Raw genomic sequence first — 12051 nt, forward strand, 5'->3', positions numbered from 1 at the left:
TAGGAGTTTTGTTTGCTATGTTTATTTTTAGTGGTTTTTGGTTTATTTTGGTTTAGGATCTATTTTAGCTGCTATGTGTTGATTTTTACATAATAAGAGAGACTCATATTAATGAGTCTCCCCAATATTTGACATAGAGCCATAAATTTTAGTATGAAAAAAATATTGTTGCATCGCTAAAGATTTTTTATAAATCCAAAAAGAGGCCCACAAATCAATGAGCCTCTAATATTTGACATAGTATCAAATTATTTGTTTATTTCTACAGTTCTAGTACTTGCTTTCCAATCTACTTTTGCCCCTAGTATTTCAGATATTGCTCTTAAAGGTACAAAAGTTCTAGAATCTTTAATTACGGCTGGAGAATCTATTTGTATAGTCTTATCTTTCGATTTAATTTCCTTAGAATCAATTATAAGACTAGCCTTATCATCTCCAATGATAACAGTTCTAGTATCTGCTTTCCATTCAACCTTTTCTCCTAGTGCTTCAGATATAAATCTTAAAGGCACCATTGTTCTTCCGCTTTCAATATAAGCGGGAGTTTCAGGTTTTATTTCTTTACCATTTACAACAATTTTAATTTCATTTGATTGTTTTTCTGTCTTTGGTTCTGAGTTTTCAGCACTAGATTCTAAAGGCTTTGCATTTGCCCAGTCAAACATTAAGTATGCCTTTTGTTCTCCGGAACCCTTTCCACCACCTGATATTGCGTCCATGGCATCTACCCAAACTGCCACAAGAATTTTATCTTCCTTTGGAGTAGTCCTCTCAAACTCATGAGTTTTATTATATTCCCCTTCAATGGCTGTTTGTTTTGTTTCTACTCTATTTGAATCTTTGTCAGCTTCGTAGATAAATAGATTTGTAAGTTCGCCTTCCATATTCATAAATTCCATTTTCTTTAAATATAATTTATAAATATATTTTCCATCTTTTTCTTCTACTTCTGCCATTTGTTTAAGTGATGGATTACCCATCGATACTTTGCCTGGTTCTCCAAATTTTTCTAATTTTACTGGTACTTCATACTTATTCGCTGCAAATATTGTATTTGGAATTATGACCAATACCAATAATAGTGATAGAATTAATTTTTTCATTTCAACAACTCCTCATTTTTATATTATACAGACAGCCCTGCTAAGGCAGAGCAGCCTGAAAACCATGGACAGTCCACGAGGGGACTGTCCCCATTATTAATTATGATCAATATTGTAAAGAACTTGTGCCACTTGCCCTCTAGTAAATGAAGTTTTTGGTGCAAAGTTTCCATCATCCATACCCTTTACAACACCAAGCCTTGCCATTTCCTTTACAGAATCTTTGGCCCAGGATGCAATAGAATCCTGATCCTTAAATCCACTTGTACTTCCCTTGGCATTTAGATTTTTACCTGATACTTTTAAGAATCTTGTCATCATTACTGCCATTTCTTCTCTTGTAAGGGCCTTGTCTGGAGCGAAGTTATTATTACCAACTCCATTGACTACTCCCATCTTGTTTGCCCAAGAAATATATGGACTGTAATATGCATCAGACTTAACATCATTAAATTTTTGTGTCTTATAATCATTTGTATTTACATTTAACATTCTTCCAAGCACAGTTACAAACTGTCCTCTTGTAATTGATTCATCAGGTCCAAATTGCGTTTCTGAAAGGCCCTTGAAATAACCCTTATTTACTACATAGTCAATTGCAGGCTTTGCCCAGTGGCCATTAGTATCAGTGAATTTAGATGAACTTGTAGTAGACTGGCTGTTGCTTGTGTTTTGCTGACTTTGCTGATTTTGTTTATTTTGTTGATTTTGCTGGTTTTGTTGGTTTTGATTATTATTTCCGCCGACTCTTCCAACTTCTTTCGCTCTAGACCAATCAAAGGATATTATAGCATTTTGCTCTCCACCGCCAGGTCCTTTGCCCATTATTTGATCCATAGCATCAACCCATACAGCTATATTTACCTTGTCATACTTTCCATTCATTACCCATGACCATACATTCCCAGAAGATTGTGATGCTTGATATTTATTTCCATCATAAATAAATAAATTAGTTAAGTTTCCTGTTAAAGTCTTACCGCCAAAGTCCCTTTGCATAGGCACAAATTGAACACTATATCTAAACTGACCATTTCTCTCCTCTACTCTAGCAGTATGATTAATAGCATTATTTGCCATAGAATATCCGGATTGATGTGCGTGCAATATTTCTACCGGCACTTCATATTGAATAGTAACTGGTCCATTATTTTGGTTATTGTTTTGATTTTCCCAGGAAGAATTATTTCCCCATGAGGAGTTGTTGTTATTACCCCAGTTATTATTCCAACGAGAGTTATTATTACCCCAGTTATTGTTATTTCCCCAGTTATTACCAGTTCCACTATTATTAGAACCTTTAACAAGGCCAGATGCCGCAGTTTTTAAATTATCTATAGCAGATTTAATCTCATTTTCAGTAACATTACTTCTAGATAATAATGCCATAGCAGAATTATAGGCATTTACATATTCCATATTACTTTCATAAGTGTAATGAGGTCCGCCTAAATTAGAGTAACTTCTTAAAGCATCTATTAACTTAGTCTTACTACCTAAATCAGGTGTAGGACTTGGAGTTGGAGTTGGTGGTGTTGGGGTATCTCCGCCGGGAGTAATATCTGTAGCACCTGATTTATCTAAAACAAGTCTAGCCTTTTGTGCTCCGCCACCAGGGCCTTTACCAGCTATTCCATCCATAGCATCTACCCATACTTTTACATAAAGGGTATTATTTTCTAGTGCATCATACTCAGCCTTAGTTAAAGTAATTCTAAATACTCTAGGGAATTCTTTGCCCCCTGATTTTTCATCGATTACCTTTTCTATAACTTCTGCTTCTATTGCACGTCCACGATTATTGTTATTTTCATAGCTAAATAAATTAGTTAAATGTCCATAAAGAACTTGCTCACCTAATGGTACTTCAATACCTTTAAATGTTAAATCTATTTCTACAGTATCGCCTTTTATACTTACCTTAGCCGGTCCATCTATAGCCTTTGCTCCCATTGATTCCTTATTAGGATATGCAAATTGCATTAAACTTACTGGAACATTGTAGACTTTATCTTTATTCTCTGGCTCTGTAGCTTTATCTGCACTTTCATTAAATACCTTTACTGCATTATTTAAATTAGTTAAAGCCGTATCTAATTGACTTTGTTCATTTGCAGAATTAAGAATACTTTTCGCCGATTCAATAGTTGCCTTTAAAGTTTCAAAAGCAACATCGGTTTTCTTACCCTGTTCTACTTTTTCAGCTTCTGCTATAGCTTTAGTTAAGGCTTCTTTTTTTAGCTCTGGTTTAGGTTCAATCTTATCAGCACTAGTTTTAAAAGTTTCAATAGCTTTATCTAAATCTTCTACAGCTTTATCTAATTTAGATTGTTCTGTAGCGCTAGCTAAAACTTGTTCAGCTGCTGCTATTGCGTCTTGAAGGGCTACAAAGGCTCCTTTAGATTTATTGCCTTGTTTAATTTTTTTAGCTTCTTCGATTTTTTCTTCTAACGGTTTTTTATTTAACTCATCCTCATATTTTTCAACTAATACCATCTTGCTAATATCAAAGTTATTAATAGCATACATATTTTCGATTGGATCGTCCCATGCGCTTGGTTTAGTTTCAACAGACATCTTACCAAAGTAATTATAACAACGAACAAATCTTGCATTTTCAAGCTGTATAAATTGATTTATATCCCCAAGCTGTGATAATGGTACATTGTCCAATTTTATCTTTGTTATTCTCTTTTTATATTCTTCTTTCGCTGGTTCTAATGTAAAGTCTTCTTCTTCTAATATTTCTACAGGTTTTAAACTTCCATCAGCTGTTCTATATCTAATATCTTTATTTTTATCAATTTTTACTAAACCAAATTCTTCTAGTCCCTCTGTTCCTACTACGCCTTTAACGTAAGAAACCGTAATATTCGCCTTGTCATCTTTAAATTCAACTTCATAATAAGGATTAGTACCTATATCAGTATTAAAAAGACTTGAATTATCTTGAGATTTATCTGCCAGAAGTTTATTATATTCTTCCTTAGTATTTTTAAACTTTCCATTTTCCCATAGATTTTTTATACCATGATTCATAGAATCATTTTCATCTATAAGAGGCATAGCTTCATACTTTCCACTTTGGAAATTTGCCTTTTCAAAAACCATATCTTTATGGCGCATAAGAAGGTTAAAATCAGGCATACTATCTCCCATTGCATCTACTTCAACTGTAAACATCTTTTGAGATTCATAATTAGGATTACCGTTAGAGTATTCTAAAGGAATTTCAAAAGTCTCAGGATAATTATGGAGTTCTCTAGTGAAAGTTGATTTTAAATATTTAGAGTTATATTGAGTACCCTGCTTACCAGTTAAGTCTATTTTATTAGTTGAGAAAAAAATCTCATTTCTTCTATAATCATTAAAATCATTTATGGAATTATACATCCACAGTTGAGTTAAATGCCCTTCTATAGGTTTTCCAGTACCAGTAAATTTTGGATCTGATAGTGTCATAGGTTTAAAGGTCATTTTTAATTTTAAGCTTCCATCATGACCCACTACTAATCTACCATAATCTTCTACTGCACCCGATGCCATAGAGTACATTCCAGGTCTAGTAGCATATCTTATAGAAAGAGGTATCTTATATTCCCCAGGCATTAAATTATTAGGTATAGGATCGGGATGACCTTGAAATACATATACTCTAAATTTATCATCTGTACTGTAACTAGTTCCTTCTCGCTTTGTGCTTAAACCTACAGTTGCATAATAAGCTCTACCATCAGGACTTGAATTATAGTCTTGTATTAGCTGAAACGTATTTCCCTTATAAGCATTAGCCTCTGCATCACTTCTTACTTTTTTATATTCCTTTGGTTCTTCAAATTGATTGGTTTTTTTATCAAATCTAGAAACGTACATCTTAAACTGTTCTGGCCAGATATTATAAGTATCTTCATCCTTTGTATGTTTACTTTCTATTGTAAAATTACCGTATGATCCAGCGTTATCCTTACAAGTCAAATCAATTTCATAACAATTCCATTCCGCTGGTTGATACATCATAGAATCTGCTTCACCAATATGTTTTGCTTTAAATGCTTCAAAGAGTTTGTCGCTTTCTGAGATTTTTTTAGAATTTACTTTTAACATTTCTTCTGAGAATCTATGTTTTTTATTCCATCTTTCATAATTTTCAGGATGAATCTCGAAGTATACCATCGGATCATTTTCTGTAGGAATTTTGAAAGGTGGGTTCTCATTTGCAAATATACTTGATGGAATAGATACTAATAATAGTAAAACAGAAAAAAGAAATCTGTTTAAATATTTAAATTTATTCTTCAATATTATTCTCCTTTTCTATAAGTAGAGGAATACTATTACTTATTTGTGGATTTTATTTTACAAATAATCTAGCATTACGATTCATCATAGCATCGCCGATTTTACCCATTGCTCCTGAATCTTCTAGATTAGTTTCAAATTTAATTCTAAAAAATTGAGTGTATCCTCCTACATTTGCCTTAAATAGTGCAGTTTTAGGTACTGTTATAGTAAATCCAACTGGCACCATTTTATCGCTATTTGCAGCTTTTGTAGAACCAAATGACTTCGCATTTACTTCCTTGCCATCTATTATAAACTTTAACTCTGTACAGTCTGCTTTATATTCTTTGCCAAATATTGTTTTTCCAGTTGGTTTAGTATAAAAAGTAAAAACATAATTTTCCTTATTTGCATCTTGTTCTACAATTGAATTCGCCTTATCAAAAGCATCATCTGCCATAGAAAGTTTTGGTTTTTCTCTATGATATACAGCAAAATCTTCTGGACTTCCTGCTGATCTCAAACTATATTCTGTACCGTATAGTTCCCTATCTGAAAAGTCTATTGTTGCTTTTATTTCATCTTCAATAGCTTTCATATCATATTCTTTTGCCATTGTAAAGGACGGTAGTAATATCAATAGTACAAGTAATAATAAACTTAATTTTTTTATTGTTTTCATAAATATCTCCTTTTTTATTTTATTCAAATTTACAAATTTTAACCCTACAATATTTTATATTCCTCTACTTATAAACATAGTCTTATAAAACAAATACTTGTTTTATGATTACATTCTTACTTTTTAGAAATAATAAGTATTTCTCTTTAAATTAAATAATTTTTTTCTTCTTATCTCTTGTCCATCTCTCCTCCTTAAACTTACTAAATACTATTTTTAATTATTTAAGCATTTAGTATTTATATAATTATTAAATACTTCTAACTTACTTTCCTAATCCCACCCATACACCCACTAATATTTTTATATTTTGTTTAATTTTTCATAGAAGTAGTCTGCTGCTTCTTGTAATTCTTCTTCTGTTGCATGTCTTGATTCGATGCTTGTTTGTATCATTTTTTCTTTTATTTTTTTCGGCACAATCGCTCCTGTAAATCCACGCATTTTTTCTATTAATTTTTTGTCTACCAAGCCGGGGCATTTGTAATATCCGAGTGAATTTCTATTTTTAAGTAAGTCTTCTAAATTTTTGGATACATCCATGCCATGCGGTGAGTCTGGCATTGCTCCCATGGTTACAAATATGCCGAGGTTTTGTTGTTTTGTATTTTCTATTATATTTTTTGCTTCTTTATTAGGTTTTCCTTTATCAATCCATGCACCTACTAGTGCAAAGTCATATTCTTCTAGTTTTGGTTCTTTTTTTATTTCTTTTATGTCTTTTATCTCGACATCACATATTTTTTTTAGTTCGAGATAGATATGTTCTGCCATCTTCTTTGTGTTTCCTGTTTTTGATGAATATGCAATTATTCCCCTCATTTAATTCTCCCTTGCTAATACTATTGTTTCTCCTTCAAGCTGTGCTAATTTTAATTTTGTATCAAATATTTTTGATATATTTTCTTCTGTAAGTGTTTCTTCAGGCTTTCCGTTAAATACTATTTTGCCTTTATACATTCCTACGATTTCATCGGCATATTTTATGGACTGATTTATATCGTGAAGAACCATTATTATTGTCTTGTTAAGATTTTTGTTTAGGCTTTTTACTAAGTTCAATATTTCTATCTGATATTTTATGTCGAGATAGGTTGTTGGTTCATCCAAAAAAAGTATGTCGCTATCTTGTGCTATTGCCATTGCTATCCAAACTCTTTGTGTCTGCCCACCTGATAATAGATTTACTTTTTTATCTCTTATTTCTTCGAGTCCGCACAGTTTTATTGCTTCATCTATTTTTTGATAATCTTTTTCTGTCAATCTTGCCATAAATGAAAGGTAGGGATTTCTGCCATAGCTTACTAATTCTTCTACTTTTATGTCTGAATCTAATCTATTTTTTTGTTTTACTATTGCGACTTTTTTTGCGAAGTCTTTTCTATTTATGTCGCTTATGTTTTTCCCATCAAGTTTTATCGTCCCCATCTTTGGTTTTAGATTTCTCGTACATAATTTGAAAAGTGTCGATTTGCCACAACCATTTGAGCCGAGTAGTATTGTTATCTTTCCTTGTTTAAAGTTAAGTGATAAGTCTTTTATTATGTTTTCTTTTGTATATGCGAAGAACAAGTGCTTAATTTCCATATTCTCGTCCTCCTGTTTTTAAAAGTATTATGAAGAATATTCCTCCGAACACAGACATTAATACTTGTGTTTTTATTTCGTAAGGATATGCTATTATTCTTCCTAATGTGTCTGATAGTAAAAGAACTATGCTTCCTAAAATCATAGAGAATGGCAAGAGGTATTTGTGATTTGCACCTACTATCATTCTTCCTATATGTGGTACTATTAGTCCTAAAAAGCTTATTGCTCCTATTTGTACTGTTGCAACGCTTGAGAGCATTATTGCTACTAGTGCTACTAGAAATCTATCTCTATTTACATTTACGCCGATTGATTTTGCGGTTTCGTCTTCTAATGATAAGAGGTTACAAGATCTTATAGTTATGAGTGAAAGTACAAGTCCTATTATTCCGTAAATTGTCATTATTCTTACGTCTGCCCAAGTTTTTTGTGCTACATTTCCTTCTATTATTGACTGAACATTTGTAAGGTTGCCGCCTGTCATCGCTTTTATAGCTTCTGATATTCCTATAAAGACCATATTTAGAGCAATCCCCACTAATATTAGTTTAATTGGGTTTGAACCGCCCTTCCATGCTATGGAATATATCAATAGGTAGGCAATTATTCCACCAAGTATTGATAGTGCTGGTACGAGATAGAAAATTCCCGGTGCAAGTAATAGGACGATTGTTCCTGTAAGTGATGCGGCTGATGATATGCCTATGATGCCCGGATCTACGAGTGGGTTTTGCATTACTGCTTGAAGCATCACTCCGCTTGTTCCTATTGCCGCTCCTGCTATTATTGCTATTATTATTCTCGGAAATCTCAAGTCATATATTGTAGCTACTTCGCTGTCAAATTCTACAAAAAGACCTCTTATAAGTTTTGAGAAAGTCATTTCTATTGAGCCTGTTTTTGCTGAAAATAGGGTTAATATTAGAAGGATTATCACAGATATTGAAAATACTAAAATCATTTTAGTTTTTTTCATATAAAATTTCCTCCAAATCATTTAATGCTTCTTTATAGTTAAATTTTGCACTCATGCCGAATTTTTTGTAGTCCAAATCATAGACTTTTTCTTCTTTTACGACTCTAAAGTGTTTCCAAATGTCATTTGTTGCAAAGTCTTTTTTAAACATTTCCATTACTTCATCAGGAAGTGCATGTGCTGTTCTTAATATTATGTCGGGGGCTTTTTTTAGCATATCTTCTGTGTTTATTGTTATAAATTGTTGGTCTGTTCCTGCATAGACATTTTCTGCTCCGGCTAATTGTACGAGGCTACCGACATATGAGTTCTCTGTCGCCACTACATATGAACCGGGAAGTCCCATTAGTATTAATACTTTTGGTGTTTTTTTGTCTTTGTGTTTTTCTTTGTATTCGTTTATAAATTTATGGTAGTCGTCTACGAGTTTTTTTGCTTCTTTTTTTCTATCTAAGAGTTCTCCCAAATCTTCTATTGATTTATACATTCCCTCTATATTGCTAAGGTTTAAAAATCCATAGTCTATTTCTGCCGCCTTATATTTTGGCAATAAGTCTGATATGAGTGAAACTGGCGAAAATACATAATCTGGTGAAATCATCTTTAATTTTTCTATATCAGGGGTCATTGCCATACCAACTTTGGGGACATCTTTATACCTTTTGGGCATAGGGTCTATTTTTGAGTCCGGTACTGCGACTAAATCTACGTCTAGCTTTTCCATTATATAGACTGTAGCCATTGATGTTGCTGCTATTTTTAGCTGTCCACCTGTTTGTTTTTTGTTTTGTTTTTGATTTACGCAAGATGTACATAATAGTAGTGACAGTGCTATTGTTAGGAGTTTTTTAATCTTCATATGTTTCACTCCTTAATTTGTTTAATTTTTCTTCCACATTATTTTTATAGAAATAAGATAGTAGTGCCAATATTATTGCTAATGATGTAATTATTACTACTAACCCTATAAGTGAATAGATAAATGCCATAGTTACTTTCCCTAGTCTTGTCTTTTCTTTTACTTCATCTTCTTCATTTTCGTCTGAGTAATATATTTTTTTTATTACTTCTGAGTCTTTGGTGAGTAACCCATGGGAATATCCTAAATCGCCAGCTGAAAATTTAGAGTTTACTATTTTTTGTTCTACTTTTCCTCCCTGTGCTTGTGGAGCTAGTATTTGCCCTACTTGCACATTGTTTTCTACTGGTTTTAAGCCTTCTGTATTTTGTAGTGAATTTTGTTGTGGAGGCGTTTGTTGTATTTCTTGTGTATTTTCAGTTTGTTCTTGTTGCAGACTTTGATTTTGTTCTAAAGATGCAAAATCTGTATTTCCTGGTACGAGATCCGATATTGTGTAGTAGAATATTACATCTCTTCCCATTGGTCCTACGAAAAATGTCGCTCTTACTATTACATTTTTACTTGGTATTTCAATTCTATAATCCCTTGTTTCTTCTCCTTGTCCAGTTACTTCTGCTGCTACTGAATAAAATCCTTCTTCGCCGTAATTTTGAACTGCAAAGGTTTCATTTTTTATATAGTTTGCAAGACTGTATCTTACGGATAAGAATATTCTTCCGTCATCTGTTGTTTCTACAAGTGCTTGAGGGTTTAATACATTTTCGGTCATCCCCTGCCCTATACCCGGGTTATTGCCAGGGTCTTCTATAACTCCTGTTACAGGGTGTTGATAGTAAGGTGTTGCCTTTGCTATTTCTTGTGTATAGGCATTTACATTTGTTTTTAGTGTAAATATTATTAGTAGTAGGACTATGCTTAGTATTTTTTTATTCTTCATCTTTTTTTAGCCTTCCTATAAATAGTATTTCTTCTTTCATATTTTTAATTTCGCCTAGGTTCTTTTTGATAATTATTATCGATGCTGTATTAAAAAAAATAAAAGTTAATAATATTAGCGTTATTATTCCTTTAGACTCTTTTTCTTTTATATTTTCTTCTATGTTTTCTTTTGCGTATTCTATATTTTCGTTTTTGCCTTTCTCACCATTTACTACATCTAATTGCTTTTGTAACGAACTTTGTACTGGTTGTTTTGACATTTGTGTTTGATTTATCTGTGGTGTTGTAGACCCGTTAACAGCTGATTTATTCACTGGTTTTGCTACAGGTTTTTTTACACTTTTTGTAAAGACCTTTCCTCTTTGTTCTTTGGTAGTTTTATTAGGAGTTTTATTTTCTTGTTTTCCTTCAGAAGTTGCAACAGGGTTTGAGCCTGATTTTACTAGTAGATAAACTCCTGGATTTTTCACTTTTGCCTTTATATGTTCGTCAGTATAGGTAAAGTCTATTTTTTGTTTTTCTCCTTCTGTGCAGTCGTATAATGCTAAATTATCTTCTTTTGTAAATTTAAGAAGTGGCAAACTTAATTCAAATTCTTTTTCTGGCTTTAGCTTCTTTCTTGTTGTTTGTATGCTATCTTCTTTGCCAGTTATTTTTTCTAATGGTCCTAAAAATTCGATTTTAAATACATTTACTTGATCAAGTAGATCGAAGTCTTTTGAATATTCTTCAGCATCCTTGCCGGATAATTTATTCCCATAAAAGGAAAACTCTTCTGTAAATGTATCTGGTCCATAGGATACAAAAAGATTTTTATTTTCTACTTCCCCTGAATCTTCTTTAGAATATTCTGCTTTTTTTGCACCATTTTTAAATTTATTTATAAGTACTGATTCATCTTCGGATATTTTTTCTACTTTTGTAAAGTCAAGCTTTACTCTTGCCCTTATGGGTTCATCGCCCATCGGTTCGACCTTTGGATCTACATAAACTTTTGGCATATTGTCCATATTTACTAGTTTAGTTCTAAAAACTATAGGTCGCTTTTCCTTTTCTTTTGGTATTTCCATTTCAAATGCGCCAGGCTCTGCTGGATAATAATTTCCATCTTCTTTTTGGAAATAGATGTTTATAAGAGATGCGGTTATACTCATATACTTCATTTTATCTGAGCCTATGTACAAGAAGCCTTCCTTATCTTTTACTTCTAGCTCTCCTATTTGATTCATCGCCTGGTTCCCCATAGATTCCTTATCTTCTATTGCGTGCCATAGGGCTATGGGAATTTTATAATATCCATCTTCTAAATTTATTTCTACTTTCTCTGGGACTTCATCTTTTTGATTTTCTGCTCCATATATATTTACAGAAAATATTATAGTTAAAATTAAAATTAACAAGGTTGTTATTTTAATTTTCAAGATATTTTTCACGATTATATCACTCCTCCCTTGTAATTGATAATCGTTATCATACAGCTTTATTTTAATATGTTTTTAACATTATTGCTAGTAGTTTATTTATGACGACTAGTTACCTATGGTTTACTTTTTCTATGAATTTTATTTGTTTCTTGTGTTTTATGAATGTTTTTTTTAATAAATCGGTTTGAAATACA

At 32.2% G+C, this 12051-nt stretch carries 9 protein-coding genes; all 9 read right to left on the bottom strand.

Annotated elements, in window-relative coordinates; genetic code table 11:
- Window positions 1-248: 248 nt before the first annotated feature.
- A complete protein-coding gene (locus SOR77_RS02625; RefSeq protein WP_320635644.1) occupies window positions 249-1103 on the bottom strand; it encodes a copper amine oxidase N-terminal domain-containing protein in 855 nt (284 codons plus the stop codon).
- A gap of 96 nt (window positions 1104-1199) precedes the next feature.
- A complete protein-coding gene (locus SOR77_RS02630) occupies window positions 1200-5402 on the bottom strand; it encodes an S-layer homology domain-containing protein (protein ID WP_320635645.1) in 4203 nt (1400 codons plus the stop codon).
- A gap of 52 nt (window positions 5403-5454) precedes the next feature.
- Window positions 5455-6066 (bottom strand): hypothetical protein, encoded by a 612-nt coding sequence (locus SOR77_RS02635; RefSeq protein ID WP_320635646.1) that lies wholly within the window; start codon window positions 6064-6066, stop codon window positions 5455-5457.
- Between the two features lie 303 nt (window positions 6067-6369).
- Entirely contained in the window at window positions 6370-6888 is a 519-nt protein-coding gene (locus tag SOR77_RS02640) for a flavodoxin family protein (protein ID WP_320635647.1), read from the bottom strand.
- Complete coding sequence (locus tag SOR77_RS02645) at window positions 6889-7653, bottom strand: ABC transporter ATP-binding protein (RefSeq protein WP_320635648.1); 765 nt, start codon at window positions 7651-7653, stop codon at window positions 6889-6891.
- Window positions 7643-8632 carry an iron ABC transporter permease gene (locus tag SOR77_RS02650; protein WP_320635649.1) on the bottom strand — a complete coding sequence of 330 codons (990 nt, stop codon included), beginning with the start codon at window positions 8630-8632 and terminating at the stop codon, window positions 7643-7645. The genes SOR77_RS02645 and SOR77_RS02650 overlap by 11 nt, the downstream gene beginning before the upstream one ends.
- A complete protein-coding gene (isdE, locus tag SOR77_RS02655; RefSeq protein ID WP_320635650.1) occupies window positions 8619-9491 on the bottom strand; it encodes a heme ABC transporter substrate-binding protein IsdE in 873 nt (290 codons plus the stop codon). Before isdE ends, SOR77_RS02650 begins: the two co-directional genes overlap by 14 nt.
- Window positions 9481-10431, bottom strand: coding sequence for a heme-binding Shp domain-containing protein (locus tag SOR77_RS02660; RefSeq protein ID WP_320635651.1), 951 nt, complete (start codon window positions 10429-10431; stop codon window positions 9481-9483). The genes isdE and SOR77_RS02660 overlap by 11 nt, the downstream gene beginning before the upstream one ends.
- Entirely contained in the window at window positions 10421-11866 is a 1446-nt protein-coding gene (locus SOR77_RS02665; RefSeq protein WP_320635652.1) for an NEAT domain-containing protein, read from the bottom strand. Before SOR77_RS02665 ends, SOR77_RS02660 begins: the two co-directional genes overlap by 11 nt.
- Between the last annotated feature and the right edge of the window lie 185 nt (window positions 11867-12051).

Origin of the sequence: Peptoniphilus sp. (genome assembly GCF_034090345.1) — a bacterium.
Lineage (GTDB): Bacteria > Bacillota > Clostridia > Tissierellales > Peptoniphilaceae > Peptoniphilus.

Bases quoted from the DNA above. Each gene is read 5' to 3' on its own strand.
- SOR77_RS02625 (WP_320635644.1), bottom strand. From the start codon at position 1,103: ATGAAAAAATTAATTCTATCACTATTATTGGTATTGGTCATAATTCCA.
- SOR77_RS02635 (WP_320635646.1), bottom strand. From the start codon at position 6,066: ATGAAAACAATAAAAAAATTAAGTTTATTATTACTTGTACTATTGATA.
- SOR77_RS02660 (WP_320635651.1), bottom strand. From the start codon at position 10,431: ATGAAGAATAAAAAAATACTAAGCATAGTCCTACTACTAATAATATTT.
- SOR77_RS02650 (WP_320635649.1), bottom strand. From the start codon at position 8,632: ATGAAAAAAACTAAAATGATTTTAGTATTTTCAATATCTGTGATAATC.
- SOR77_RS02645 (WP_320635648.1), bottom strand. From the start codon at position 7,653: ATGGAAATTAAGCACTTGTTCTTCGCATATACAAAAGAAAACATAATA.
- isdE (WP_320635650.1), bottom strand. From the start codon at position 9,491: ATGAAGATTAAAAAACTCCTAACAATAGCACTGTCACTACTATTATGT.
- SOR77_RS02640 (WP_320635647.1), bottom strand. From the start codon at position 6,888: ATGAGGGGAATAATTGCATATTCATCAAAAACAGGAAACACAAAGAAG.